This window comes from Desulfonatronum zhilinae (genome assembly GCF_900182865.1).
GTDB classification, from domain to species: Bacteria; Desulfobacterota; Desulfovibrionia; order Desulfovibrionales; family Desulfonatronaceae; genus Desulfonatronum; species Desulfonatronum lacustre.
This window is the reverse complement of record NZ_FXUJ01000014.1, coordinates 74,570-100,460: the sequence shown is the minus strand read 5'-3', so window position 1 is coordinate 100,460 and position 25,891 is coordinate 74,570. Positions and strand designations below refer to the sequence as shown.

The 25,891-nt window shown below is 58.3% G+C and carries 25 protein-coding genes; 2 read left to right on the top strand and 23 right to left on the bottom strand.

Features of this window, described 5'->3' with window-relative positions; translation table 11 throughout:
* Positions 1-34 precede the first annotated feature (34 nt).
* From AC559A_RS12155 to AC559A_RS12105, 11 genes are all read right to left on the bottom strand, one after another.
* Positions 35-3,136, bottom strand: a complete 3,102-nt coding sequence (locus tag AC559A_RS12155) for a chemotaxis protein CheB (RefSeq protein WP_498818115.1) — start codon at positions 3,134-3,136, stop codon at positions 35-37.
* Positions 3,137-3,332: 196 nt separating this feature from the next.
* The gene (locus AC559A_RS12150) at positions 3,333-4,712 is read right to left on the bottom strand and encodes a PAS domain-containing sensor histidine kinase (RefSeq protein WP_498818113.1); all 1,380 of its coding nucleotides are present in this window, start codon (positions 4,710-4,712) and stop codon (positions 3,333-3,335) included.
* A gap of 55 nt (positions 4,713-4,767) precedes the next feature.
* The gene (locus tag AC559A_RS12145; RefSeq protein ID WP_498818112.1) at positions 4,768-5,037 is read right to left on the bottom strand and encodes a hypothetical protein; all 270 of its coding nucleotides are present in this window, start codon (positions 5,035-5,037) and stop codon (positions 4,768-4,770) included.
* Between the two features lie 290 nt (positions 5,038-5,327).
* Positions 5,328-6,845 carry a B12-binding domain-containing radical SAM protein gene (locus AC559A_RS12140; protein WP_498818111.1) on the bottom strand — a complete coding sequence of 506 codons (1,518 nt, stop codon included), beginning with the start codon at positions 6,843-6,845 and terminating at the stop codon, positions 5,328-5,330.
* 42 nt (positions 6,846-6,887) lie between these two features.
* Positions 6,888-7,277, bottom strand: coding sequence for a cytochrome c3 family protein (locus AC559A_RS12135; protein ID WP_498818110.1), 390 nt, complete (start codon positions 7,275-7,277; stop codon positions 6,888-6,890).
* Between the two features lie 65 nt (positions 7,278-7,342).
* Complete coding sequence (locus AC559A_RS12130) at positions 7,343-7,522, bottom strand: CsbD family protein (RefSeq protein ID WP_028571822.1); 180 nt, start codon at positions 7,520-7,522, stop codon at positions 7,343-7,345.
* A 61-nt stretch (positions 7,523-7,583) separates the two neighbouring features.
* Positions 7,584-7,784 (bottom strand): DUF3096 domain-containing protein, encoded by a 201-nt coding sequence (locus AC559A_RS12125; protein WP_281172400.1) that lies wholly within the window; start codon positions 7,782-7,784, stop codon positions 7,584-7,586.
* A gap of 7 nt (positions 7,785-7,791) precedes the next feature.
* A complete protein-coding gene (locus AC559A_RS12120) occupies positions 7,792-7,944 on the bottom strand; it encodes a DUF3309 family protein (RefSeq protein ID WP_084031940.1) in 153 nt (50 codons plus the stop codon).
* Between the two features lie 33 nt (positions 7,945-7,977).
* Positions 7,978-8,226 carry a hypothetical protein gene (locus tag AC559A_RS12115; protein WP_028571823.1) on the bottom strand — a complete coding sequence of 83 codons (249 nt, stop codon included), beginning with the start codon at positions 8,224-8,226 and terminating at the stop codon, positions 7,978-7,980.
* 153 nt (positions 8,227-8,379) lie between these two features.
* Positions 8,380-8,529, bottom strand: coding sequence for a lmo0937 family membrane protein (locus AC559A_RS12110; protein ID WP_156932893.1), 150 nt, complete (start codon positions 8,527-8,529; stop codon positions 8,380-8,382).
* Positions 8,530-8,575: 46 nt separating this feature from the next.
* On the bottom strand, positions 8,576-8,926 hold the full coding sequence (locus tag AC559A_RS12105) for a desulfoferrodoxin FeS4 iron-binding domain-containing protein (RefSeq protein ID WP_498818109.1): 351 nt from the start codon (positions 8,924-8,926) through the stop codon (positions 8,576-8,578).
* A gap of 30 nt (positions 8,927-8,956) precedes the next feature.
* Here AC559A_RS12105 and AC559A_RS12100 point away from each other — a divergent pair, with 30 nt between their 5' ends.
* Both AC559A_RS12100 and AC559A_RS12095 read left to right on the top strand, forming a co-directional pair.
* Positions 8,957-9,256 carry a type II toxin-antitoxin system RelE/ParE family toxin gene (locus tag AC559A_RS12100; RefSeq protein ID WP_498818108.1) on the top strand — a complete coding sequence of 100 codons (300 nt, stop codon included), beginning with the start codon at positions 8,957-8,959 and terminating at the stop codon, positions 9,254-9,256.
* A 3-nt stretch (positions 9,257-9,259) separates the two neighbouring features.
* A complete protein-coding gene (locus AC559A_RS12095; RefSeq protein ID WP_498818107.1) occupies positions 9,260-9,547 on the top strand; it encodes an addiction module antidote protein in 288 nt (95 codons plus the stop codon).
* A 116-nt stretch (positions 9,548-9,663) separates the two neighbouring features.
* On the opposite strand, the gene AC559A_RS12090 is transcribed toward AC559A_RS12095, so the two are convergent.
* From AC559A_RS12090 to AC559A_RS12035, 12 genes are all read right to left on the bottom strand, one after another.
* Positions 9,664-10,605: a diguanylate cyclase domain-containing protein gene (locus AC559A_RS12090; protein ID WP_498818106.1), complete on the bottom strand. Its 942-nt coding sequence runs from the start codon at positions 10,603-10,605 to the stop codon at positions 9,664-9,666.
* Positions 10,596-12,095 (bottom strand): ATPase domain-containing protein, encoded by a 1,500-nt coding sequence (locus AC559A_RS12085; RefSeq protein WP_028571828.1) that lies wholly within the window; start codon positions 12,093-12,095, stop codon positions 10,596-10,598. The genes AC559A_RS12090 and AC559A_RS12085 overlap by 10 nt, the downstream gene beginning before the upstream one ends.
* Positions 12,092-12,523 carry a hypothetical protein gene (locus AC559A_RS12080; protein ID WP_498818105.1) on the bottom strand — a complete coding sequence of 144 codons (432 nt, stop codon included), beginning with the start codon at positions 12,521-12,523 and terminating at the stop codon, positions 12,092-12,094. Before AC559A_RS12080 ends, AC559A_RS12085 begins: the two co-directional genes overlap by 4 nt.
* Positions 12,524-12,815: 292 nt before the next feature.
* On the bottom strand, positions 12,816-13,124 hold the full coding sequence (locus AC559A_RS12075; protein WP_028571830.1) for a hypothetical protein: 309 nt from the start codon (positions 13,122-13,124) through the stop codon (positions 12,816-12,818).
* A 33-nt stretch (positions 13,125-13,157) separates the two neighbouring features.
* Entirely contained in the window at positions 13,158-14,321 is a 1,164-nt protein-coding gene (locus AC559A_RS12070) for an FprA family A-type flavoprotein (RefSeq protein WP_498818104.1), read from the bottom strand.
* A gap of 502 nt (positions 14,322-14,823) precedes the next feature.
* A complete protein-coding gene (locus AC559A_RS12065) occupies positions 14,824-16,533 on the bottom strand; it encodes a long-chain-fatty-acid--CoA ligase (protein ID WP_498818103.1) in 1,710 nt (569 codons plus the stop codon).
* Between the two features lie 26 nt (positions 16,534-16,559).
* On the bottom strand, positions 16,560-17,393 hold the full coding sequence (locus AC559A_RS12060; RefSeq protein WP_498818102.1) for a sensor histidine kinase: 834 nt from the start codon (positions 17,391-17,393) through the stop codon (positions 16,560-16,562).
* Positions 17,394-17,398: 5 nt separating this feature from the next.
* Complete coding sequence (locus tag AC559A_RS12055) at positions 17,399-19,723, bottom strand: CBS domain-containing protein (RefSeq protein ID WP_498818101.1); 2,325 nt, start codon at positions 19,721-19,723, stop codon at positions 17,399-17,401.
* 2 nt (positions 19,724-19,725) lie between these two features.
* Positions 19,726-20,109: a response regulator gene (locus tag AC559A_RS12050; RefSeq protein WP_498818100.1), complete on the bottom strand. Its 384-nt coding sequence runs from the start codon at positions 20,107-20,109 to the stop codon at positions 19,726-19,728.
* 523 nt (positions 20,110-20,632) lie between these two features.
* Complete coding sequence (locus AC559A_RS12045; protein ID WP_498818099.1) at positions 20,633-22,708, bottom strand: PAS domain S-box protein; 2,076 nt, start codon at positions 22,706-22,708, stop codon at positions 20,633-20,635.
* Positions 22,709-23,047: 339 nt separating this feature from the next.
* Entirely contained in the window at positions 23,048-25,330 is a 2,283-nt protein-coding gene (locus AC559A_RS12040) for a methyl-accepting chemotaxis protein (RefSeq protein ID WP_498818098.1), read from the bottom strand.
* A gap of 70 nt (positions 25,331-25,400) precedes the next feature.
* On the bottom strand, positions 25,401-25,886 hold the full coding sequence (locus AC559A_RS12035; protein WP_498818097.1) for a chemotaxis protein CheW: 486 nt from the start codon (positions 25,884-25,886) through the stop codon (positions 25,401-25,403).
* Positions 25,887-25,891: the final 5 nt, after the last annotated feature.

The window sequence follows — 25,891 nt, the reverse complement described above, 5'->3', positions numbered from 1 at the left end:
CCCGACATTTTTCGGTCTTTTGGACCGACGGTTGCTAGGGAGTGGCGGGTCCATGCCTGGACACGCACAACGCCCAGGCGGGCTTTCCGTGTTCGTCGCTGACCGGTTCAGCCTGCAACGTCGCGAATCTTTCCACTCCGGCGTCTGTAACGACCCTGCTCCGGACCTCTTCCTTCTTTCCCGTGCCCAAGACCCGGCGGACCAGGGCAAGCTGTTCCTCCGCCTGCTCAGGAGGAAAAAAGTCATGGGGCGTTTTCCCGATCAGTTCAGCGGGCTGGACATGCAGGACTTCGGCAAAGGCGTCGTTCACGAACCGGTATGTTCCGTCGCGATTGACGCTGAAGATCGGATCGCTGGAGAATTGGACAAGCAGACGGAACCGCTCTTCGCTCTGCTGCAACGCCTCACGGGCCTTTTTCATCGTCGTGATGTCCACGAAGGTCAGCACCGCGCCTTCGATGACGTTGTCCAGGGTGCGGTAGGGCTGGATGTGCATGGCGTACCACCGGCCCTCGGTTGTCCGCACTTCCACTTGCTTGGAGACCAGGGTGTCCAGCACGGACTGGGTGTCGGATATCAGCGTGTCGTAACCGGACAAGTTGGAGACGATGTGGGCCACGGGCCGACCGATGTCGCTCAGGATCAGGTTGATGATCCTGGTGGCCGCGGGGGTGAAGCGCAGGATGCGGAGTTGGTGGTCCACGAAAACCGTGGCAATGCCCGTGCCGGCCAGCAGATTGTTCATGTCGTTGTTGGCCCGGGACAGGTCGGCCACCTTGGTCTGCAGTTCGACGTTGACCGTGGACAACTCCTCGTTGACCGATTGCAGTTCTTCCTTGGAGGTTTCCAGCTCCTCGTTGGTGGATTGCAGTTCCTCGTTCACGGACTGCATCTCCTCGTTGGAGGACTTCAACTCTTCATTCGATGTCTCCAGTTCTTCGTTGGCGGCCTGAAGGTACTCATCCTTGGCCAGCAATTCCTGTTGCAGGGCCGCGATGCGGGCGTCGGCATCCCCCCTCTCCCCCGTGCCCGGCTCTAGGGACGGGATGCCATCCGGCCCGACGGCCATTGTTGCCGACTTCTCTTGTGCCTGCTCCCGTGCCTGTTCCAGGACGACCAGGCACAGGGGGGGCTCCAGCGAGGCGGCAGGGGCGACGGGCACCGGACGGACAATCAGGTTGACGGTGATGAAGTCGCCGTTGGTTTTGACCCGCAGACCCGGATGGTGCACGGTTTCCCTGGTTTGCGAAACGTTGTGCAGGGCGCTCGTCAGGACGCGGCGCAGGCCCTCACGGGCCATCTTCAAAATATTGAGGGAGTCGCCCTCCCCGGGGGCCGGTTCCAGGTACATGCCCGTGCGGCCGTGCAGGTAAAGGATGTCGCCCTGGGCGTTGACCAGAACCCCGGCCTGGACGACCTCCTGCAGTAGGGCCTGTTCGGTCAGCTCGCGCACCGACGGTCTATTGGGGGCGAATGTCCTTTCGGCACCCTGTGGGGATGCGGCCCCCATGGTCGTCATGGACGGCACAAACCGCCCCAGGCTCGTGCGCTGGCCCCCCGAAAGGTCGTCCTTGCGCTGGAAGAGTTTTTGCTTGCGCTCCAGCGCGGCAAAGATGTCCAAAAACTCGCCCACGGTCTCGGAAGACCCCAGAAAGAGAAAGCCGCCCGGACGCAGAGCGTAGTGGAACAGCGGGATGATTTTTTTCTGCAGCTCGGCGCTCATGTAGATCAGCAGGTTGCGGCAACTGATCAGGTCGAGCTTGGAAAAAGGCGGGTCCTTGATCACGTTCTGCTCGGAAAAGATCAGCATGTCGCGAATCTTCTTGTGGATGCGATAGGCGCTGTTGTCCGGCTCGGCCGTAAAAAAACGCGCCAGCCGCTCCGGTGAAATATCCGCGGCGATGGAAGCCGGATAAATCCCGGCCCGGGCCGTGGCAATGGCCCGGCTGTCAATGTCCGTGGCAAAGACCTGGACCTGGAAGTTCTGGCGGATGGCCGCCTGGTGTTCAGCCAGAAGGATGGCCAGAGAATAGGCCTCCTCGCCGGTGGAGCAGCCCACGGACCAGACCCGGATGACGGCGTTGGCCGACCTGCCGGCAAAGAGTTTGGGCACGACCTGCTGCTCCAGGGCCTTGAAGGCTTCGGGATCGCGGAAGAAATTGGTCACCCCGATGAGCAGGTCGCGGAACAGGGATTCCACCTCTTTCGGCGCCTGTTGCACGAACCGAACGTAGTCCTCCATGGTTTCGATCTGATGAACGGCCATGCGCCGTTCGATGCGCCGCAGGACAGTGGATGGTTTGTACTGGGAAAAGTCGTGCCCGGTCTGGCTGCGCAGCAGGACATAAATTTTTTTCAACGCCGTGTCGGCCTTGGGCGCGGGGGTCGCGGGCTTGGGAGGCCGACCAAAGGCATGGGCCGCGTAGGTGACAAGCTGGGCCGGCATCTCGGCCGGCGGCAGCTCGAAATCCACCAGGCCCGTGGCCAGGGCGCTGCGCGGCATGCCGTCGAATTCCGTGGATGCCGGGTTCTGGGCCATGACCATGCCGCCCTCGCCCTTGATATCCCGGACGCCAAGGGTGCCGTCGCTGCCCGTGCCGGAAAGCACGATGCCGATGGCCCGTTCGCGTTGATCATGGGCCAGGGAGCGGAAGAAGAAGTCGATGGGCAGACGATGACCACGCGGGGCGGCGGGCTCCAGCAACTGGAGCGAGCCGTTCAGGAAGGCCATGTCCCGGTTCGGCGGGATGATGTAGGTGCAGTTGGGACGGACCTGCATCCCGTCCTCCACCTCGATGACCTCCATCCGGGTGTAGCGCTGGACCAAGTCCGTGAGCAGGCTTTTGTGGTCCGGGGCCAGGTGCTGCACCAGGACAAAAGCCATGTCGGGGTCGGCATTCTCGGGCATGCCGGAAAAGAAGGCCTCAAACGCGGCCAGGCCCCCGGCCGAGGCCCCGATGCCCACGATGGGGAAGTCCGGGCCGGGGCCTGGATCGGGGCCTAAATCGGGCACGGGATCGGGCTGTTGCGACGCTTCAGCCGACTCCGGCGCGGCTGCTTCCTGTCCGGCGGCCTTGCCCGATTTGACTTTGTCCGGCTTGGCCTTGCTTGTCTTGCTTGTTTTGCTTGGAGTCATGATGTGGTCCTTGGCTAGAGAGATCGCTGAGAGCAAAGTTGGGAACTATCGCCCTCAGAATCGGGCCAGTCAAGGATAAGATGGAATCCTTGCGGGGCAATCATTGTTTCTCCTCAAAATCCAAATCGCGATCGAAATCGAAATCGAAAAATACTGTTCATCTTCCCCCGTGATGACGCCATCTTCTTGGATTCGATCACGATTTCGATTTCGATTTCGATTCAGATAGCGGAATGGTAAAGGAAAACGTGCTGCCCTGGCCGGGAATGCTTTCCACCCGGATTTGCCCGCCGAGTTTCTCCACGAATTCCTTGCACAGGACCAGTCCCAGGCCGGACCCTTTTTCCCCGCGAGTGCCGGGATGCGACGTCTTGTGGTCAACGGCGAAAATAGTGTCCATAAATTCCTGATTCATGCCGATACCGTTGTCCTGCACGGAAATCGTGACCATTCCGTCGTCTTGGGTCGCCGCGACGGCCACGTGGCCCCCGGGGCCGCTGAATTTGACGGCGTTGGAGATGAGGTTGCGCAAGACGGCGTTCAGCATATGCCGGTCGGCGAAGACCTTCAAACCTCGAGGAACGATGCGTTGCAAGGCTACGGCTTTCTGATCGGCTCTGGTTTTGGCCAGTACGAGGTTGTCTTTGACCAGATCGTCCACATCCAGCTCCACTGGTTCATATTTAAATTCCCCACGTTGCAAGGAGGACCATTCCAGCAGATTGTCCAGCAGGCGAAACAGTGTTTCCGCGGATTCCTTCAGATTTAAGAAAACATTTTTCAGCTTGTTCGGCGACCAGTCAACGACACCGTTTGCCAGGAGTCTGGCAATCCCGACAAAGCCGACCAGGGGAGAACGCAGATCATGGGCAATGATGGCAAATAATTTGTTCTTTTCGGCCAACGCCCGCTGAAGCTGCTCCTCGGCCTCCTTGCGCTTGGAAATATCGCTGATCACCATGCGGCAGACCGGCTTGCCGTTGTCGTCACGGGTACTGGAGGATGCCAGGTGCGCCCATGAATATCCTCCATCCGCCCGGACAAGCCGCAGCTCTCGCTCCAGGGGCTTGCCGGTCTTGAAAACCTGCCTGTGGTACAAGTGGTAGGCGTCCAGGTCCTCCTTGTGAATAAATCGGACCAACGGCTGGGTGACCAGGGCGTCTTGATCCGTGCCCAGCAGGGCGGCCGCGGCAAGGTTGGCCTGCAGGATCAGTCCCGGCTTGGAGATGGTGACATAGCCTACGGGGGCCAGATTGTAGAGGTCGTAGTAGCGGGCCTTGACGACCTCAAGTTCATCATGGGCCGTGCGCAGCTCCTCGTTCTGCAGCTCCAGTTCGATCTGGTGCATCCGCAGTTCGTGGAGGGTCCGGCGCACGTCGTCGGTGGACAACGCGGCGGCCAGCTCCATGTTTTCCATCTCCAGCTTGATCCGCTGCACATGCTGTTCGCGAAGATATTCTTCAACCGACAAGGCAACCTGGTTGTCGGGTGGCGACTGCGAGTCCTGCTTGCGCACAATCGCTTCGGCCTTTTGGCGCAGTTTCTCGGCGTACCCGGGGTCAGATCTTTTTTTCATTGGTCCCACCAACCGATAAAAGCCAAATCTTCCCACCGCGTTCGTTTCAGCCTGATCACCCGCATGGTTCCTCTTTTTTCATGTTGGAGTGATCGAAAACATCAGCAACACGCTCGCCGAACTCCACCAGTTCGGCGTCCAGGACCAACAGTGATTCCCTGATGGTGTTCACGATGCTTTCGGCATATTCAGCGGCATGGCCGGTCGTGAACACGCCCACTCTCTTCAGTTCTTGTGCGGGCCGCTTTTCTGCCGTGTCGTCTTTCACCATAACCCCGCCGATTTGTCGTCCTGCCTCTTTTCCAGCAATCCGTCGCTCTTCCACTCTGCTTTCAAATCTGTAGGGGCGGACCTATGTGTCTGCCCCCGCGGATGGTCGATCCTGCTGTTTATGATGCCGTTTGCAGCGTTTAGCCATTCAACCGTGGGCATTTTCCGCCCATGCGACGTGTCGCCTCAGCCCGCAAGGGGCGCACACACAGGTGCGCCCCTACGGCACGGTTGCTATTCCGATTTCGATTTCGATTTCGATTTCGATTTCGATTTCGATTTCGATTTCGATTTTTATCCAGTGCCGGCCTTGGCGATGCATCTTAAATTGAACGCAAACTACAATTACAACACCCGCAATTCGCAGACCCGCCGAAAATGGTAACCGTAGATGGCCAGGGTCACGGCCAGGGGTAGGGATCGTGGCCGCCGGAGCAGGGTCCAGAAGAACAATTTCCAGTAGTGGAACCGTTCCTGACCCAGGATGCCGAGACGGATGACGGACCGGGACAAGGCCAGCAGGCTTTCGGAGACGCGCCGGATTTGCCATGGGCTCTTGGTGCTCGGCAGGTTGTACTCCCGCAAAAAAGTGATCACCCGCTGATAGTACGCCTCGGGCGAGTAGATGTTCTTCAGGATGTCCTTGTACCCGTCGCGCAGCAACTCCAGGGTCATGGCCGGCAGGATGTTCGTCGTTCCGTCCACGTTGTCGCCGGAAATGCCTTCCCGCAGCCGCCCGGCCTGCTTAAGCCTCTTGTAAAGCCTGGTGCCGGGAGGGGCCTGGAGCAGGCCGACCATGGCGGTTGTGATGCCGCTTTGCTGGATGAACTCCACGAGGCGGGTGAAAACGGCCGGTTCGTCGTTGTCAAAGCCGACGATGAACCCTCCCTGGACCTGGATCCCGAACCGCTGGATCCGCTTCACGTCCCGGATCAGGTCGCGACGGATGTTCTGCCCTTTGCCGCATTCGGCCAGACTGGCTTCGTTGGGCGTTTCAATGCCGATGAACACGGTATCGAACCCCGCCTCGACCATCATGGCCATCAGCTCTTCGTCGTCAGCCAGGTTAATGGACGCCTCGGTGCCGAAGGGCATACCCTTCTTGTCTTTTCGCCAGTTGACCAGGGCGGGCAGCAGCTCGGTTTTCAGCCGCCGCTTGTTCCCGATCAAGTTGTCGTCCACGAAAAAGATCCCGCCCCGCCAGCCGTTGGCATACAGACCGTCCAGCTCGGCGATCATCTGGGGGGCGCTCTTGTTGCGCGGCGTGCGGCCCAGCAGGGCCGTGATGTTGCAGAAGTCGCAACTGAAGGGACACCCTCGGGAGTACTGGACGCTCATGCTCGCGTACTGTTTCAACTCCAGAAGGTCCCACCGCGGAATGGGCGTTTGTTCGATATCCGCGTACGCATCCGAGGAGTAGACCCGTCTGGCTCGTCCCTGGGCCAGGTCACGCAGAAATTCGGGCAGGGTCAGTTCGGCCTCGTTGAGCACGAAATGATCCACCTCGGGAAACTGTTCATGCTCCACCGTGAACAGCGGCCCGCCGGCGACGACCAGCAGGTCGGCGTCCTTGCACAATTTGATCGCCCTGCGCGATGATTCCCGTTGCACGGTCATGGCGCTGATCAAGGCGTAGTCGGCCCAGATCAGGTCATCCAGGGACAATTCCCGGATATTCAAATCCACCAGGCGCAGGTCCCAGTTTTCCGGAAGCATGGCCGCGATGGTCACAAGTCCCAATGGCGGCGAAGAAACTTTTTTATCTATGAACTTCAAAGCGTGCTTGAAGCTCCAGAACGTATCCGGGATCTCGGGATAGACCAGCAGGACGTTCACGGTGCGCGGTGATGATGCAGGAGTCATGTGCTCTCCCTGTGATAGAGGCTGACAAGAAGTCCGAACAGGCTATTCTTGTGTATGGCAGCCTTTGCAGTCGACGGGTCCGCCGGGCTGTTCCCGTTTCTTAAAGTCCGCATGACAGCCGATACACAGATCATGATACGCCTTTTGAAAATACCTGACGTCCCTTCTCTGCTCGGGAGTCTCCACAACGAACATGTCGTGACAGCCGGTATCCTTGCACCCCTGATCGACCTCGGTGCCTCCGGAGGTGTGGTGGCATGCGATACATTCCATGGTTTCGTGCTTGCCGTGGGAGAAAACTACGGACTTCTGCCTGGTCTCGATTCCTTCCGGTTTGGCGATCAATTCGGTCCGGGCCGCCGAAGTGGACGACCACATGAAGAGCAGTGCAAAGGCTACCGAAGCCAGAATCGCGGACGGTGATTTTTTCATGGGGGTGACTCCGTCGATAAAAACGCGGGAACAAATCGTGATTCGTTCCCGCGTGGCGTACCGCTCTACTTTCCCGCGGCCCTTTTCACATCGCCGACTTTTTCCTGCACGACTCCGCCGAGTTTTTCGATTTTGCCTTCGGCTTCCATCTCGGGATTGTTGACGGCCCTCCCGAGGACCTCTTTGATCTTTCCTTTTCCCTGATGCAACTTGCCTTCAGCCTCATCCATCGTGCTGGATTTCATGATGGTTTCTCCGTTATTGTCAGTGATTATCAAAAACTCGGAATGCTCCCAACGATTCCGGTCATCCAATCAACCCGAGAATACCGAATATGATCAGATAGACGGCGACGATGTAATTCAACAGTCTCGGAAACATCAGAATCAGGATCCCCGCAATGAGCGCAACCACCGGCTCAGGCGCGATGTTCAGTTGCATATTTTTCAACCTCCCATGAAAATAGCGGCGATTCATGGACCGCCTTGCCGTGATGCCGTGCATCATGACCATCTCAAATACGCCCCATGAGCAGGAGAATGACCAGGATCAGCAGGATCAATCCGATTCCGCCACTGGGGTAAGGTCCCCAGGATCTGCTGTGGTTCCAGGTGGGCAGAGCGCCAATGAGCAAAAGGACAAGGACGACGACCAGAATGGTTCCCATGACATGCATCTCCTGTTTTCAATGCTTTTTTAGCTAATAGATGATCGAACCCCGCTGAATCTGCTCTTTCCTGATGTTGTATTCCTGTTCGTTGATTCTTCCTTCACTGTAATCCAGCTCGAGCTGATCCATCTGCCGCTTATTTTGATATTCGTATGCCGCTCCCGCGCCAAGCACGCCTACGGCTGCTCCCGTGGCCGCGCCGCCTGTAAACCGATCACAACCGAAAAAGGCGAACGATACGGCGATCAACAAAGATCCGATAAGAATTCTTGATTTCATACAGCCTCCCGCACGAATAAATCTTCTGGCTATGTTTATCCATGTGGCTCACACCCCATGGTGACGTCCAGAACCGTGCGCTTCTTCGTGCCCGGTCCTGAAGGCCCCATGATCCACTATTTCAGGACCAGATCGTTCTTGATGGCGTCGACATTACGTAACTCTTCTTCCCTGAAGTACCTGAATCACGACGACAATGAGGGCGATGACCAGCAAAACATGCACAACGCCGCCCATAGTGTACCCTGTCATCAGACCAGCCAGCCATAAGACCAATAGAATGACGAAAATTGTCCACAACATATTGACCTCCTAAAATGCTGAATTCATCTATAATACTGAATCACAGCTACTGTTTCTCCATGGGCTGATCACAGCATACCAGTTCGCCTTCACCTGCTTCTTTCACTTCCACGACATTGCCGCATAATTCACACTTGTAAATCTCATTTACCTTGGTCATGATCTGTCCTCCATTTTTTATTTCCCGTTGCGAAATTGCATGCCTGGAGATCCTCTTTTTCATTTTCCGAACCACCAGCCGCCCTTGTTGAAAAGGATCCGCGAAGATATATTTCCCTTTCCAACACAATAGCATTTTGCTTGGCCGTGTCTGTAGGGGGATCACTTGTTTTCGCCCAGGAAAAATCCCGGGGAACGGGAATAATTCCCGAGTGGATTGCGAATTGGGAGATTGCATGCCGGTATCCGATCGGATACACTCGACTGCATGAATAGCTTTTACCGCTCCGACGAATTCGATTCCTGGCTCGCGGCATTGAAAGACAAGGTGGGTCGTGCCCGCATAGCCCATCGCATCCGGTCTGCTGAGCACGGAAATTTCGGTGACTGTGAGCCTGTGGGCGAAGGGGTCTCTGAAATGCGTATTCATTTCGGCCCCGGCTACCGAGTCTACTTCACCCGTCGCGGCGGGTTGCTCTATCTGCTTCTGTTGGGCGGCGACAAGTCCTCGCAGAAGCGCGACATCAAACGCGCCATCGAGATGGCGCGGACTTTGAACAAGGAGTGAACCATGACCAAATTTGCCCCCTTCGACGCTGCCGACTACCTGGACAATGAAGACACCATTGCGGAATACATAGCTGCCGCACTGGAAGATCCGAATCCCGACGTATTTCTCTCCGCGGTGCGTGATGTGGCTCGCGCCCGGGGCATGGCCCAACTCGCGAAAGACGCCGGCCTTGGCCGCGAGAGCCTTTACAAGGCGCTGACGCCCGGGGCCAAGCCACGCTACGACACGATGCTCAAGCTGTTACATGCTCTCGGCGTAAAGCTCTCGGTTTCCCCGATCCATTCGTGAGCAATTTACTGTTTCCCACCGTGAGGCCCGCGCCTGTGAAAAGAGGCAAGGCCTTTTATTGCTCCTTGCCATCAGTTTTTTGACCAACCCGCGCGGAATCTGGCTTCTTTCAACCGTTACCGCGCGCTCTTCATGTCCGGCCTGAACATCTGATAGTTGTTGCGCCCGTTTTTCTTGGCATAATACATCGCGGCGTCGGCATTGCAGAGCACCGTGTCCATGTCCTTGGCGTCATCCGGATAGATGCTGATGCCGATGCTCAGGGTCACCTGGTGGAAACTCTGGTCGCCGACAAGATGCGGCTCAGCCACGGCCTCGATCAATTTTTGCGCGGTGAGGGTAACGCCGCCGACATCCTCGACATCGGTCAACAGCACCACGAATTCGTCGCCTCCCTGGCGGCTGACGGTATCCGAGAAGCGGACGCACGTTTGCAAACGCTTTGCAACGGACTGCAACAACTGGTCGCCGATGGAATGTCCGAACGTATCATTGATTTGCTTGAAGTTGTCGACGTCCAGATACATCAGGGCGACCTTCGTGCCGTGACGCTCGGCGAGCGCTATCGACCGTTCCAATCGGTCGGCCAGCAGGGCCCGGTTCGGCAAGCCCGTGAGAAAGTCGTGCTCGGCCTTATGGGTCATTTGTCGGACGGTCTGCTCAGCGGCTTCAGCCGCGGTTTGGGCGCGGACCGTCGCGGCGACGAGTTTTTCATTGACTTCGCGGAGCAGTGCCTCGGGTTGCCCACCCTCCGCGAACGATGTTTTCTCATACAACCTCCCGGCACGCGAATCATTCCTGCGCGGTCCGAAAGTTTTCCTGCGCCGCTCCGCGAAACCTTGGCGCCTGTCAGTGTCCCTCCTGCGCCTGTCAGTGTCCCCTTTGCGCCTGTCTTCGACATATTTGCCGACAAGGGCCGTTTGTCTGGCGGCAGCAGGTAAAGCCATACGTCGTGCAAGGTCGTTCATGATCGCCAAAGCAGGATATCCGGGGCTTACGCGCGTCGTTTGCCGCTCACCGGGAGCGGTATTGTGCCGGGAACGTCCATTCATGCGCATTGCTGTTTGCCTCCCTTGATCGTGTCTTCCGTCCTGATAAGCGACGGCTGACCACCAAGAATGCCTTCGTAGTCGAGCACCGGGTCGCCGATGACGATGCCCTCATCGGTTATCTCATACCGCCTGATCTCTTTGTTGTGAGCGCTGGCACGCACCTTGACCACCGCCATGACCCGCTGCAGACGGCTTCCCACCTCAATGTAGCGCTGCACGATGATCGCATCGGTGAGAAAGGCCGCCCCATAGGGGCTGAACCGCAAATCATTGTAGCGATCTTCGAGTTCCGACGTCATCAGCACCGTGACCCCGAGTTTGGACAGCACGGTGAACATCCGAAAAAGAGACTCTCGAAAGTCCTCGCGAAAGGTCGGCGCCACGGCCAACTCGAACCCGGACAATGAATCGATCACCACACGGGCGGCGTTCATGCGCTGAATGAGTTCGGTCAGGCGATAAACAATCTCGTCGATGGACAGATCCAGGGAACGGGTATTGATCAGGCCAACTTGTCCGTTACAAATCATATCGTAGAGCGTGCGCATACAGGATTGATTCGGCGTTTGTTCAAAAGCAACGATCACGCCCGGCTCGCCCCGGCGGACGCCTTCGGCAAGGAAGGCCGTGGCCAGAACGGTCTTTCCCGATCCGGACGGCCCCGCCACCAACAGGGAATACCCCGACGGCAACCCACCGCCCAGCATTTCGTCGAGGCGCGCCACGCCGGTGGCCAGCCTCACCCTTCTGCACGGCTTCCCGGCCACCGACGAGGCGCCCCCGATGGTGTCCAGAACCAGCGCGGTCGGGTAGACGGCGATCCCCGCGCTGGTGATACTCAAGGTATGCATCCCCGGGCTCGTCGCCTGGCCGCGCATTTTCAGAACCTGAATTTTGCGGACCATGGAATTGCGATAGACGCTTTGATGCAGCGAGAGCAGGCCGTCGGCCACGGTGAAGACCGGATGGTATTCGCTTTCCGACGAGTATTCACCAATCAGAAAAGAGGTGGCCTGCCAGCAGCTCAGTTGGATTCCGAGCTGCTGGATGAACTGTTGCAGGTTGATGGTGTCCCTGGGAAGTTGCCGCGCCTCATACATCACCGAGCGGAAGGAATCGACGAAAACCAGACCCGGTGGTGAAACCTGGACTTCCTGGGCGATGCGCGCCAGCACCCGATCATAATCGCCGGATGCGATGTCCTCGCTCAGGCTGACGAAACGAATCGTGTCATTGACTTTGTCTGGGTTGAAGAACGAAAACTGCTGTTGATAACGCAGCATCTTCAGCGGCGGTTCGCCGAGCACGGTGAAAAACAATGCGGGTTTCTCCCGGGTTGCCAGGGAGAACATGATTTGGTTCACCAGCGTCGTTTTGCCGGAACCCGGGGGCCCAATAATGATGTTGAAGGAATATTCCGGCAAACCGCCGCCCAGGATCGCGTCAAGGCCCGCTACGCCCGTGGGCAGACGACGGATGACTGTTTTCTCGTTCACGATAATCTCTCCTGTTCAGACTGAGGAGATGCCCAAACCGGGCCCAACAAGCGCTCGACCAATGGCTCTCCAATCATGTCCACCAACAGTTTGATGAAGGTCGCAAGCAGAGCATGGCATGCCTCCGCCGCGGCATCCGGCTCACTGTTCGCCAAGCGCGTCTTGATCTCCGCGAGTACCGCGGAATTGTTGTCTGTATCCTCGGGAACCGCCAGCCACGGGTATGCCTTGCTCGTCATGTGCAGCGTGCAGGCAAAGAGAATGTTGAAGCCCCGCACGCCGATCACCGGCGAAAGCTGGGCACTCATCTGGAGCCATATATCGAATACAGCATCAGCGACGGCCGCGGCATCAGGGGAATCTCCGACGCGATCCACCAGGGTTCGCCGAATCGCTTCCCGATCCAAGCCACTGTCTTTTTTCGGCATTGAAGCATCTCCCGTGACGCGGCGTTGACTTTGGAATCAGTAAAAAAATCAGTGCAATAATCCAATAAGATTCGTAACTACTCAGTACATTTTGTGTCCGATCTTGCTCCGGCAATCGGTGTCGGGGTCGGCGCTTCGCTATCGGAGTCGGAATCGAAACAGAAATTTAGAACGCATCCCAGCGTTTTCGATCCCGATCCCGATTCCGATTCCGACCCCGGTAACAGAATTACTCTGTGCTGAGTAGTTACTTAAAATTCTTGCCCCACCTGTCGTTGGGCTTGGGATGATTTTACGGCTGCGCGGATCCCAACAGAAAACGGATTTCATTGTCCGTCATGACATGACCGGCTTGTCCACGGGCCTGATAGGTTCCTCTTCGGTCATTGCCGACCCGACGCTCCTCCGCGGCATCATGCTTGAATCCTTTCTTTTGTGAGGATTTTCCATCATTCATGTGCAGCGTCCCATGAACCCCACGCGCACGTCTTTCATCTTCCAGCCGTCTGTCCAGGCCGCTTCTGCGGTCGGTCTGCTTCCTGCGATCCGTGTCCGGTTTTCGTCGCCCTGCGCCGGTACGCCCGTCCTGTTGTGTCTGCATACTCCCTGCGCCCTCCTTTGATTTCGACCTTCATCAGGAAAAACCCTGTTCCCGGTGTTTTTCGGCAATTGTGTCCGCCATGACATCAATGGCCGCAAACACCTCTTTCGTCGGCAGTCCCTTGCAAAGAACCGGATCAATGACCTCCACCTTGAGGTTGGGGATCATGGCGGAGAGTGTCTCCACCGTTTTGCCGCCCCATCCGTAGGACCCGATGATGGAAAGGTACTTGGCGCGGGGACGCAGGGCGTTGGCCAGAAACGCGGCATACGCGGCCAGGGGGTGAGGACCCGCAAGAACAGTGGGCGTTCCCACGACAATGGTTGCACCGTCCACCAGGGACATGGCCAGCTTGCCGATGTCGGTGACCGTGAGATCATACAGCTCGACCCGCACCCCGTTGTCGACAAGCTTGGTCGTCAGGTGATCGACCATGCGGGCCGTACTTTCATGCATCGACACGTAGGGCAAAACCACAAGATTTTTGGGCGGGGCGAACACCCAGTCCCGCCAGGCGTCCATGATCCATGCCGGGTCGTCATAGATCTGGCCGTGGGAGGGCGCGATCATGTCGATGTCGTACTGTTTCAGCTTTTCCAGATTCTTTCCGATCACGTCGCGAAACGGCATCATGATTTCGGCAAAGTACCGCTTGCCTGCTTCGTGTACAGGGCCTTTATCCACCACGAACATGTCGGAGGTGGCGATGTGAGAGCCGAAAAAGTCGCAGGAGAAAAGGATCCGGTCTTCCCGCAGGTAGGTCACCATGGTTTCGGGCCAGTGCACCCAGGGCGTGTAGATAAATTCCAGGGTTTTGGCGCCGAGAGACAGCGTTGCCCCGTCTTCGACCGTGTGAAACGATTCCTCCGGAATATGCAGCAGATCCATGAGCATGCCCCGGGCTTTTGTGGTGCAGACCACCTTGGCATCCGGGTATTTCTCCAGAAGCATCGGAATGGACCCGGAATGATCCTGTTCGGCATGGTGGGACACGATGTAGTCGATTTTGGCTACGTCCGTTATCTGTGAAAGCAGGACATCCGCCATGCAGGGATCCACGCTGTCCAGCAAAGCCGTCTTTTCACTTCCGCAAACCATGTAGGAATTGTACGACGTCCCATCCGGAAGAGGGATCAGGGAATCAAACAGCCGCCGGTTCCAGTCCACCGCGCCGAGCAAAAACACATTGTCTTTCATTCTTCGCCTGTTCATTTTTCACCTGTTTTTTAACCGGTTATTGTCTGTTGCCATTATTTACGGACTGACGAATAAGGACTTCTTCAACACGCGATTTTGGAAATCCAGCAATCCAACGGAGTTTTCCGCAAAAAACAGATTCGTTCTTTTCAACGTCTTGTTCCTGCAAAAATCTAACCGGACAACACAGATATGATTTGCTTTACACACTCCCTGTATTCAAAAACAGAAAATGCATCATCCAAAAATCTGCGAAACGCCTGAAACAAATATTATTTCAGTGTTGCCCGGTTAGTTTTTTTCTCTTCACGCTGAAAGTTGCGCTGGAGGATATCTATTTAGACATCCCTAGTCTGTAGGGAAATCGCATAGTTAGTGTGAGGAAAAATCATAGACAGTGGGAATAATTCCCGGACGGAGGTGCTGAAATTAAATTAAAAAGGGGGCCGAGGATGTTCATCCTCGGCCCCCTTTGATCATGAGCAGGCAAGTTCTTTGCCCCTCAATCCCCCTTCCGTCTCTTCCTGCGCTGCTCCACCTTTTCCATTTCCTCCTGGCGCAAGGCCCGCCGCAGAACCTTGCCCACCAGGGTCTTGGGCAATTCGGTCCGGAACTCCACCCGGCGGGGGACTTTGTACTTGGCCAGTTTCTGGGAGCAGAACTCGATGATTTCCGATTGTTCGATCACTTCGCCGTCCTTGGGCACGATGAAGGCCTTGACGATTTCCCCACGGGTGGGATGCGGGATGCCCACGGCCACGGCTTCCTTGACCTTGGGATGCTCGTAGAGCACCTCGTCCACGTCCCGGGGATAAACATTGTACCCTCCAGTGATGATCAGGTCCTTCTTGCGGTCCACGATGAAGCAGAAGCCGTCCTCGTCCATATAGGCGATGTCCCCGGTGTACAGCCAGGAATTGCGGATGGTGGAGGCGGTCTCGTCGGCCCGGTTCCAGTAGCCCTGCATGACCTGTGGCCCCCGGACCACCATCTCGCCCAGCTTGCCCACGGGCACGGGTACGGCCCCGCCTTCCATGTCCACGATGCCCGCTTCGGTGCCGGGCAGGGGAATCCCGATGGAGCCGGGCTTGTGCTTGCCGTCCAGGGGGTTGAGGTGGGTCACCGGCGAGGCTTCGGTCAGGCCGTAGCCTTCGATGATCTCGGCTCCGGTCAATTTCTGAAATTTCTGCATGACTTCCACGGGCAACGGCGCGGAGCCGGAAATACAGTAGTCGATGGAAGACAGCTTGAACCGGCCGAGATTCTTGTGCTGGACCATGGCCACGAAAATGGCTGGAACCGCCGGAAAAATCGTGGGCTTGTACTTCTGGATGGCCTTGAGCAGGTCCGGAACCACCAACCTCGGGAAGGGGATAATGGTCGCGCCCAGTCCCACGGCGAAATTCATGCAGACCGTCAGGCCGAAAATATGAAAAAACGGCAACACGGCCAGCAGGGTGTGCCGGGACTTCGTGAGCCTGGGCAGCATGGCCAGACACTGCTGGACATTGGCGGTCAGGTTGGCATGGGACAGCATCACTCCCTTGGGCACGCCGGTGGTCCCGCCGGTGTACTGGAGCATGGCCAGATGGTTGCGCGGATCGTCGACGACCTGGCTATAGACCTCCCGACCTTTGACGATCTCTTTCCACGGAAGTATCGCCCCGTCATCGTAAGGCACGTCCTTGCCCATACCCTGTTTCCAGGCCTTGAGCTTGTAGAGCTGGCGCAGGGGAAAGCCCAGGGCGTCGGCGATGCCGGCGACGATGATCTTTTTCAGGTGCACCCGCCGTCGCAACCCCGCGACCTTGGACCAGAGCAGATCCAGGGTGACCAGAAATTCCGCCGAGCTGTCCGATATCTGGTCTTGCAGCTCGTTTTCCATGTACAGAGGATTCATCATCACCACCACGCCCCCGGCCTTGAGGATGGCGAAGTAGGTGATCAGGGTCTGGGGCAGGTTCGGAAGAAGCACAGCGACCCGGGTCCCGGAGGTCAGGCCCAGCCGTCGCAGATTCGCGGCCATGACCCCGGTCAAACGATCGAACTCGGCGTAGGTTATGGACCAATTCTGAAAAACAATGGCCTTGCGCTGGGGATTCTTCCGGGCCGACCGGGCCAGCAGGTCATGGATGGCCATGGCTTCCGGCTCAAACGGGGAGGGAACTTCGGGGTCATAGAATTTTCGCCAGGGGCTTGGAACGTCGATCATGGTCACCTCGAGGCAATGGGGGTTGGTTAGCTGTTGGCGAGCTGCACGGGCAGCATCATGATGAAGGCACTGCCGCCGTCGGGTACGGATTCGGCCCTGATCAGGCCATGGTAGTGCTCAATGATGCTTCTACAAAGGGCAAGACCCAGGCCGGTTTCCCGGGGAATCGTCATCCAGGATGCATCCCGGCTTTCCGCCGAGGGCTGGTGAAAGGGCTGGAACACTGCCTCCAGGTTCTCCGCGGCGATCCCGACACCCGTATCCTGAACCTGAATCCGGATAGTCTCGTCCACGAAATCGGAGGCAAGGGTCACGCAACCGGACGGCGTGAAGCGAACGCCGTTGGAAAGCAGATTGACCAGGACCTGGATCAGTCTGTCCCGGTCCATCCGGAGAATCGGCAAGGCGTCCGGCACGTTCACCTCCAGGCGCACCTCCGGCTTGGCGTCGTAGAGAGGCTGAACCTGTCGGACCGCTTCGGAGACGGCGTCCGACACGGCCACGTCCTGGTCGTGCCACTCCATGCGTCCGCTTTGAATCCGATGCAGATCCTGGACGTCCCCGACCAGCCGGGAAAGCCGCCAGCCGGCCTGCTCGATCATGGACAGATTTCTGAGAATTTTCCGACCGCGTTCACGGATTTTCTCGTCCTCCGCCAAAGGCAAAAAATGGCGCTCAAACCCTTTTTTGCCCAAGGCGGAAAAGCCCAGCAGCGAGGTCAACGGGGTGCGCAATTCATGGCAGACCGCGGCCCAAAAGGCCTCTGAAGCCTTGGAATCACCAGAATGTCCGCTGGAGACGTCGTCCCGGACAAGGTTTTGAGAACCGGGCGAATCGGCTGAGCAGGAACAGGGCTTCATCCCGTTCATTCTCCCCTTTGCCCGTGCCCGCCGACCGAGGAACCAAGGGCGTCCGCCTCCTGTTCTTCGGGCAGGATCATGATCAGTACGTCGTCGATCCTGGAGATGGCTCTGACCACCTCCGGAGTCTGGGCCCGTCGTCCGGGCAGGTACACCGTGCCCGCGAACTTGTCCGAAAAACGGTCGGCCAACTCCTCGGGCCGGACATAGCGCAACTTTCCGGCGGCGATCATCAGCATGTTGCCTTCCGGTTTGGCGTTGGGAACCAAAATGCACTTGCGTCCCTTGATCCGCCCGCCGCGGATCAGTCCCCGGACGGTTTGCACCAGCATGCTCTCGTCCACGGGCTTGGCCAAGGCCGCGTCCTCCCCACTGGAGCGCCGATGCGGATAGGCGGAAAGGATAACCACCGGAATGTCCTTGGTGACCGGATTCTCCCGCAGTCGCCGGATGACCTCGCCGCCGTCCATTCCGGGCATCATCAAGTCCATGATGACGCACTGGGGCAGGACTTCCTCGGCCACCCGCAAGGCCGTCACTCCGTCGGGCACGGTGACCACTCGGAAGCCCTCGTCAGCAAAAAGCTGATGCAGATACTCCCGGATGGCCGGGCTGTCGTCCACGGCCATCACCAACGGAGCCTCTTGGGCCGTGGTTACTTGAGACGTCTGAACGATCGGCTCGGGGAACCGATCGCGGGATTTCGGGCCGGCAGCCGGAAGGCGAAACTTGAAGCAACTGCCCCGTCCCACCTCGGACTCCACCCAGATCCGTCCCTGATAGTGCTCCACGATTTCCTTGCAAATGGCCAACCCCAGGCCGGTCCCCTTGACCTCCAGCCCCTGGCCCTGGCCCTGGCCCTGGCCCTGGCCGCGCTGCTCCATCTGGTGGAACTTGTCAAAGACCTTGCTCAGCTCGGACTCGGGGATGCCCATCCCGGTATCGGCCACCCGAATTTCCACGAACTGGTTGTCCACGTTCAGGGCTTCCACGGTCACGCTGCCCCGGTCCGTAAACTTGGCCGCGTTGCTCAGCAGGTTGATCATCACCTGGAGCATCCTGTCCACGTCCACATAGACCATGGGCAGGTCGTCCTCGACCAGAATGCGCAGTTCCAGACTCTTTTTAGCCTCGAACTGGCCCTGCAGAGAATGGCCGGCATGGAACACGAAATCAGCGACATGGACCAGCTTGTCCTGCCAGTCCACCCGACCGGCCTCGATCTTGGTCAGATCCAGAAAATCATTGATCAACCTGGCCATCCGTTCGCCTTCGTGGACGAGGATGTCGAGATTGCCGAGAATCTTGGCGGCCTGGGCGCGCAGCTTGTCGTCTTCCTGGGCCAATGGCCCGAAATGGCGGGTAAACGTCTTGCCCGTGATCTTCGCGAACCCCAGCAGGGAAGTCAGAGGAGTACGCAACTCGTGGGAAACCGAGGATAAAAACGCGGACTTGATCTCATCCAGGTGCCGCAACTGTTGATTGGAAAACTCCAGTTCCTCGCTTTTTCTGGTCAACTGCCGGGTCCGTTTGCGGACCATGAATTCCAGGTTGGCGTGCCGCTTGATCAGCGTGGCCACCATGTCGCTTTGCGTGATCAGACCGATCAGGAGACCGTCGGCGTCGTTGACCACGAGGTGACGCACCCCGAAATCGTTCATCGCCGCCACGGCCTCAAAAGCGTACATTTCCCCGGACACGGCATGCACCGGCTTGCTCATCACATCGCTCACCGGACTCAGAAGGGCGGACGCGTCCGACGTGGTCAACCGGCTCAGGTCCCGTTCCGTAAGAATGCCCACGGCGCGTCCGTGCTCCACCACCGGGACGCAGCTGATGCCGTGCTCCAGCATCAGATTCAGCACCGAGCGCACGGTGTCCTCTCGCGACGCGGTGACGGCATCCCTGGTCATCACGTCGCCCACGGTCTTGATTTCCGCCAGGTACTCCCGACCCAGACCGGACATCAGGTCCGTGAAGGTCTTGACTCCCGCCACGGCTTCCCGTTCGTCGGTGAGCACCAGGTGCCGGATGCGGTTGCCGCACATCCGAGAATAGATTTCGTAGAGATCGTCATGCTCCGAGGCGACGACCACCCTGGAACTCATCACGTCCCGGACCAGATAGCCTTCAAGGTCCAGCCCGGTATTCAGGACGATCCGCACCAGATCCCGTTCGGTAAGAATGCCCACGGCCACGCCGCCGCGCAGCACCGGCAAACAGGAAATGTTTTTCTCCCGCATCAGGGTCACGGCGGCCCGCAACGGTTGATCCGAATCAATGGAATAGACATGGGTCGGCATGATTCTCTCCGGTGGGTGCTCGGGCATGGCTACTCCAAAGCCAGCAATTGCCTGGCCAGCCCCAGTATATCGTCAGGGTCAAAGGGTTTGGTCATGTACCGGCACGCTCCCAGCTCCAGACCCCGACGACGATCCAGATCCTGGCCCCTGGCCGTGAGCAGGACGATGGGCAAGTCGCGTAAATGCTCGTCCCGGGCCACCTGTTCGCAGACCTCGTGCCCATTCATATGGGGCATCATCACGTCCAGGAAAACCAGGTCCGGACGGTGCTCGCGAATCATCTCCACCGCCTCGCGACCATCCGAGGCGGTCAACAATTCAACGCCGTTTTCCTCGACCAGATCTTCCAGGGTCTGTTCCAGCAACATTCGAAGGTGCGCCTCGTCGTCCACGATCAGAATTTTTTGGGGCATCGCTGTATCAAAGGTTATGGTGGCGTAACTATTCAGCACAGAGTAATGCCGTTGTCAGGGTCGGAGTCGGGATCGGTATCGGGATCGAAAACGCTGGGAAGCGTTCAAAATTTTTCCTGTTTCGATTCCGATTCCGATAGCGACCCCGACTCCGATTGCCGGAGCAAGGGCGGATACAAAATGTGCTGAGCAGATACATGGTGGCAAACATAGTAACGATCCAGCACATCCAGGGTAACGCCTCAGTTCGATGCTGGATTCATTCGATCTCGACGACTGGAAGAAGCGGGTCGCCTCCGAGCAGCCTGATTCGAGAAGCGCGTCGGTGTCCGGAAATCGAGTCTCCGGAAATCGAAATTGCTTTGCATAACAAAGAACGTTTGATTTCGAAAGGCCCGAAATGGCCCTCGCCGCTCCAGGACGAGCCGACGGGGCGCCCAAGCTTGATCCGAGTGTAGAAAAAATCCTTATCCGGCGGGAGAGAAAAAAACGGCTCATTGAGGGGCGAGCGGCCAGGGAAGAACTAGCAAATATTTCTCGGTATGGCCGCGCCGATGGCCGCGGCCACGATGCGCAGCACGCTTTCCTCGGCCGCCGACCATATCCTGGGCGTGCGCACGGAGTCGAACCCGAGAAAGCCCCAGAAGCGATCATCCACCTGAATCGGAACCACCAACAGGCTTTGAATCTTCTGGGCCTCCAGAATGAGCTTTTCCTGTTCCGAAAAATCCTGCACGAATCCCATGATGGAGTTCCCCGCATTCATTTCCCGCACCCAGCGCGGGGCAAGGTCGCAAAGCGGAACATTTTGCAGCATCGGATTGTCGATCTGCGGGGTCACGCCGGACCTGGACCATTCCAGAATCTGGCTGGACAACAGCTTTCCGGTGGGTTCGTCCTGGTGATTTTTGAAGATGTAGACGCGGTCCGTGTTCGTGCGCAGGCCCAATTGGGCCAGGATGCCCGGAAGGCACTGGTCCGGGTTCGATGACCGCAGCAGCTTCAACGCCGTCGTCGCGGCCAGCTCCAGAAGCAGATCCCGTTGCTGCAACGTGTCCTCGTCCTGCTTGCGGGCGGTGACGTCCCGGCCCACGGCGTAGACGAAGTCGCCCATGACCTGAAGATTCCATTCAATGGTCCGGTACCGGCCGTCCCTGGCGCGATATCTGTTGGTGGATCGCGCAAACTTGGCGGTGGCCAGCTTTTCAAACATGGCCACGCTGTCCGCCTTGTCCGCGGGATGGATGAACCGGAGGTACTTGTACCCTTCCAGCTCGCTCCGGGGATACCCGAGAAGATGCTCCCAGGCCGGACTGAGCCGCAGAATGGAGCCGTTTCTTTGTCCGATCACCAAAAGATCCTGGGAAATCGAGAAAAAGCAGTCCAGTTCCTGAATTCTGGCACGCAGGGCCGCTTCGGCATGACGCAGTTGCTCCTGGGCCGTCATGATGTCCGTAAGGTCGTGGATCGTCACGACCACGCCCACGATGTCCCGGCCATGTCGGCACGGCACGTAGGTCCGCTTCACGAACCGCGGCCCGCGACCATAATCCACCCATCCTTCGCGTTGGGCCTTGGCGCCTCGCAGCAAGGCCCGATCAAGGTGGAGGCGGATTTCCTTCTCAAAAAACTCATCTCCCCAGAATTGACGGAGAAAGTCGGCGTAGCAGGTACCGTGAAGTTCGTCCGCGGACACGCCGACAAGCTGTTCATACGCCTCATTGACCACGACGATGGTCCCGGAATGGTCGACAAAAGCCTGGGCGTCCTGGGAGTTGCGCACCATCAACCCCCAGATGCGTTGATGATACTCGGCCTTCGCCTTTTCCTCGGTCTCCCGCTTGTAATTATCCAGGGCCAGAGCCAGATCCTTGTTTCGCACCCGGACATGCTCTTCAAGTTCCTGCTGGTTCTGCATCAGCGTTCCAGCCATGGCCGTCACGTCCGTGACGTCCTGAAGAATCAACAGCATCTCTCGACCCGTTTCCGGCCGCATTGCATTCTTTTCTTCAAGACCTTTCTCCACACGGCCTTTGTCCACATGAATGGAAACGGTCCGCGGCCCCAGGGATTTGGTGTCCACTTGGACCAGTATATGGCGGCCACGCCCTTGCCCGGCCTCCTCAAAAAAAATCCGTGCTTCGTCGCACTGATCCGGGCGAACATGCTTCAGAAAGCGTTTCAACGTCGGTTTGACGGAAAAGGGCGGATACCCCAGAAGTTCAAAAACCGACGCGGACCAGCGCGTCTTTCCCGAACCGACCTCCAGGCTCCATACGCCGATCCTCGCGGGCGTACGGATATCCATGACCCAGGGACGATCCTCCTCCATGAAAGGGATTTTTTGCGAGGCCGGGGAACGACCAGGAGAGTCCTGATCGGGAAACAGAAACAGACTGACCATGCTGACGTCCAGCACCTGGCCGATTTTTTCCAACACCGCGAAGGACGGTGAGGACGATCCCTGTTCGATGCGGCTGATCTGACGCAGACTCAATCCGACCTTGTCGGCCAATTCCGCTTGCGTCATGTTCCGCAAGGTTCGCAAATAGCGCAGACGAGCGCCGAATCGGCGCGCCGTGAGAGAAGGTTCGGGCATGTCGTTGGTTTTTGGCTAAAAAGAGTATCTACTCAGCACATTTTGTGTCCGTTCTTGATCTGGCCATCGGGATCGGGGTCGGCGCTTCGCTATCGGAGTCGGAATCGGAACAGGAAGAATTGAGAACGCATCCCAGCGTTTTCGATCCCGATCCCGATTCCGACTCCGACCCCGGCAACGGCATTACTCTATGCTGAGTAGTAACAAAAAAATTCACCCGACTGGAACATCGCCGATCGGGCGATACCTTCCAGCCGGATGAATCTCAAGTATGACGGCGTCGCGAACCGTTCCTTCGCGGTCGCCTTTTGACGACCGCGAAGAAACAGTCCCTGCGCATCAAGCTTCTTTCAGCTGCCGGACCAGCTCCCGCAGCTCGTTTCCTTGCCTGGCCAGTTCGGACACGGCTTCGGCGGACTGGTTCATGACCTCGCTGGTTTGCGAGGCGATGCGGTTGATGTCCTCCACGCCGCGATTGATCTCCTCACTGGTGGCGGACTGCTGTTCCGCGGCCGTGGCGATGGACCGGACCTGGTCAGCGGCCTGTTCGGCCAGGGCCAGGATTTCCTTCAGGGCTTCGCCCGACTTGTTGGCCAGTTGCGTGGCTTCCTCAATGGCGGCCACGGACTGATCCATGCCCTGGATGTTGTTCCTGGTGCCCTGCTGGATGGCGGAAATGGCGTCGCCCACTTCCTTGGTGGCGTTCATGGTCTTTTCCGCCAGCTTGCGGACCTCGTCGGCCACCACGGCGAAGCCGCGTCCAGCGTCCCCGGCCCGGGCCGCCTCGATGGCCGCGTTCAGGGCCAGGAGGTTGGTCTGATCCGCGATATCCTCGATCACGTTCATGATCCGTCCGATCTGTTCGGCCTGCTGTCCCAGTTGACTGAGATTGTTTTTCATTTCTCCGGCCTGCCGCTGAACCTTGTTGATGGCGGCGACCGAGGCGCTGACCACGTCCGCGCCGTTCACGGCCTTGGTCCGGGCCATATCCGAGGCCTCGGCGGCCTGGGAGGCGTTCTTGGCAACCTCCAGAACCGTGGCGTTCATCTCTTCCATGGCCGTGGCCGTTTCGCCGGTGCGGGAGCGCTGCTCTTCCGCGCCCCGGCTGGCCTGCTCCACCTGAGCCGCCAACTGTTCGGAGGCCGATCCGACCTGTTCCACCACGCCTTCAATGCGTCCGGCTGCCTGGAGCATCCCGTCGCGTTGGGCTTGTTCGGCTTGGCGTTTAGCTTCCTCGGCCTCCTGAGTGGCCAGGTTGCATTCCTCGGCCTTCTGCTCCGCCTCCTTGGCCTTGACGTCGGCCTCTTCCATTTTTTCGATCAAGGTGCCGACCATGGATTGAATGCTCCGGTTCAGCTTCCCGACCTCGTCCTGTTGATCAATGTTGGACTGGGCGTGCAGGTCTCCACCGGCCACGGCTTCGGCGTACTTCATCAAACGATTGATGGGTCCGGTAATCCGGGAGGCCAGCAGCAGCCACAAGGCCACCACGGCGATCAGGGTCGCCGCGAGAACGCTCCAAATGACCATCCGGCCCTGGCTGTTCGTGGTCCTGATCAATTCCACATCCTGAAAAATTTCCTCGTCGAAAGTTCCCGCGCCGATGATCCAGTCCCAAGGCGCAAAGTAAGCGATGCTGACGGTCTTCATCCGGGCTTCGGCTTCCCCCGGATTTTTCCAGGGATAGCGGTCTTCGGCGAATTCCCCGGTTCTCAAGGCCTTGGCTCTGGCGATCATTTCTTGAACAAACAACCTGCCGCCGGCGTCCCGGGCCTCCCAGATGTTCTCGCCGTCCTGTGCGCCATGGTGGGAAATGATATATTGGCCTTTGGAGTCGACCACGAACACATAGCCGGTCTCGCCCACCGTGATCTCCATGATCTGTCGACGCAGACTCTCGGCGCTTTCTTCCGGCACTCCGACATACAACACGCCCACGACCCTGCCGCCATCGTCCATGATCGGCTCATAAGCCGTGACATACCAGGCGTTGACCACAAAAGCCCTGCCGATAAAACGCTGCCCGGACAGCACGCGCTCCAAGACCCGGTTGGGGGTCCCGTCCGGGTTGCGCGCCGGAATGTAGGTGCCGATGGCCCTGTTTCCGTCCAGGGTCTGGACGTTGGTGCTCACCCGGAGCATGTCTCCGGCCTCGTTCATGCGTTGAAAAATGGTGGCGGTGCCGCCCACCAGTTCCCGGGTGTCGTCGACAATCGGCGAATAGCGGTCCACGTTGGCGTTCTGGCCCAGCCAGGTGTCGCCGACCATCATCCTCGGCAGGCGGATATTTGTCTCTTCACGGGAAAATTGATTGATCGCCCGCCATTGCACGGTGGTCTCCGCGAAATGCACCCGACCGGTCCGGCGCAAAATGTCCCGGGCCACGTTCAGGTCGCTGATGGTCTTTTGCTCCAGCACTTCCTGCATGCTGGTGACCATGGCCACGACCCCGGACACGACGCCCTCGTTCTGATTCCTTGCGAGCTGCTCCACCGCGTGCGCCGCGATCTCCTCGGCCTGCTCGGCCTTCCACATGGCTATCCCCGCGATAAGCACCAGGGGAATGATGGTCGCCACCACCCCCGCGATGATCAGCTTCATTCGAATGGTCATGTTCTTCATTGCCTCGGTCTCCTTCTGTTTCGTTACGTGAGCGGCTATTCGAACCAACGCGCTTCAGGCCGGAAACAACCTAAATGCCGGCCAGTATGCTCTGTTCGCCCCTGCTCAACAGGCGATCCAGGTCCAACAGGATCAACAGCCTGTCGGCCAGCTTGCCCACTCCGTTGATGTATTCGGATTCGATCCCCGAGATGATGGCCGGGGGCGGTTCCACCGTATTCGCCGGGATGCGCAGCACTTCGGAAACCGAATCCACCACGAAGCCGACGATGACGTTGTTGATTTCGATGACGATGATCCGGGTGTGCTTGTCGTGCTCCTGGGTCGTCATTCCAAAGCGCTTGCGCAGATCGATGATCGGAATGACCTTGCCCCGCAGGTTGATCACTCCTTCCACGAAATCCGGTGCCTTGGGCACCCTGGTGATGCCCATCATCCGGATGATCTCCTGGACCTTGAGGATCTCCACGCCGAATTCCTCTTCCCCGATGTGGAAGGTGACCAATTGCAGCAGTTCCGCTTCCGGACCTTTTTGAACGAGGTTCTCCTGTGCCATCCTGC

Bases quoted from the DNA above. Each gene is read 5' to 3' on its own strand.
- AC559A_RS12155 (WP_498818115.1), bottom strand. From the start codon at position 3,136: ATGACTCCAAGCAAAACAAGCAAGACAAGCAAGGCCAAGCCGGACAAA.
- AC559A_RS12150 (WP_498818113.1), bottom strand. From the start codon at position 4,712: ATGAAAAAAAGATCTGACCCCGGGTACGCCGAGAAACTGCGCCAAAAG.
- AC559A_RS12140 (WP_498818111.1), bottom strand. From the start codon at position 6,845: ATGACTCCTGCATCATCACCGCGCACCGTGAACGTCCTGCTGGTCTAT.
- AC559A_RS12135 (WP_498818110.1), bottom strand. From the start codon at position 7,277: ATGAAAAAATCACCGTCCGCGATTCTGGCTTCGGTAGCCTTTGCACTG.
- AC559A_RS12130 (WP_028571822.1), bottom strand. From the start codon at position 7,522: ATGAAATCCAGCACGATGGATGAGGCTGAAGGCAAGTTGCATCAGGGA.
- AC559A_RS12125 (WP_281172400.1), bottom strand. From the start codon at position 7,784: ATGATGCACGGCATCACGGCAAGGCGGTCCATGAATCGCCGCTATTTT.
- AC559A_RS12120 (WP_084031940.1), bottom strand. From the start codon at position 7,944: ATGGGAACCATTCTGGTCGTCGTCCTTGTCCTTTTGCTCATTGGCGCT.
- AC559A_RS12115 (WP_028571823.1), bottom strand. From the start codon at position 8,226: ATGAAATCAAGAATTCTTATCGGATCTTTGTTGATCGCCGTATCGTTC.
- AC559A_RS12110 (WP_156932893.1), bottom strand. From the start codon at position 8,529: ATGTTGTGGACAATTTTCGTCATTCTATTGGTCTTATGGCTGGCTGGT.
- AC559A_RS12105 (WP_498818109.1), bottom strand. From the start codon at position 8,926: ATGCAATCTCCCAATTCGCAATCCACTCGGGAATTATTCCCGTTCCCC.
- AC559A_RS12100 (WP_498818108.1), top strand. From the start codon at position 8,957: ATGAATAGCTTTTACCGCTCCGACGAATTCGATTCCTGGCTCGCGGCA.
- AC559A_RS12095 (WP_498818107.1), top strand. From the start codon at position 9,260: ATGACCAAATTTGCCCCCTTCGACGCTGCCGACTACCTGGACAATGAA.
- AC559A_RS12090 (WP_498818106.1), bottom strand. From the start codon at position 10,605: ATGCGCATGAATGGACGTTCCCGGCACAATACCGCTCCCGGTGAGCGG.
- AC559A_RS12080 (WP_498818105.1), bottom strand. From the start codon at position 12,523: ATGCCGAAAAAAGACAGTGGCTTGGATCGGGAAGCGATTCGGCGAACC.
- AC559A_RS12075 (WP_028571830.1), bottom strand. From the start codon at position 13,124: ATGCAGACACAACAGGACGGGCGTACCGGCGCAGGGCGACGAAAACCG.
- AC559A_RS12070 (WP_498818104.1), bottom strand. From the start codon at position 14,321: ATGAAAGACAATGTGTTTTTGCTCGGCGCGGTGGACTGGAACCGGCGG.
- AC559A_RS12065 (WP_498818103.1), bottom strand. From the start codon at position 16,533: ATGATCGACGTTCCAAGCCCCTGGCGAAAATTCTATGACCCCGAAGTT.
- AC559A_RS12060 (WP_498818102.1), bottom strand. From the start codon at position 17,393: ATGAAGCCCTGTTCCTGCTCAGCCGATTCGCCCGGTTCTCAAAACCTT.
- AC559A_RS12055 (WP_498818101.1), bottom strand. From the start codon at position 19,723: ATGCCCGAGCACCCACCGGAGAGAATCATGCCGACCCATGTCTATTCC.
- AC559A_RS12050 (WP_498818100.1), bottom strand. From the start codon at position 20,109: ATGCCCCAAAAAATTCTGATCGTGGACGACGAGGCGCACCTTCGAATG.
- AC559A_RS12045 (WP_498818099.1), bottom strand. From the start codon at position 22,708: ATGCCCGAACCTTCTCTCACGGCGCGCCGATTCGGCGCTCGTCTGCGC.
- AC559A_RS12040 (WP_498818098.1), bottom strand. From the start codon at position 25,330: ATGAAGAACATGACCATTCGAATGAAGCTGATCATCGCGGGGGTGGTG.
- AC559A_RS12035 (WP_498818097.1), bottom strand. From the start codon at position 25,886: ATGGCACAGGAGAACCTCGTTCAAAAAGGTCCGGAAGCGGAACTGCTG.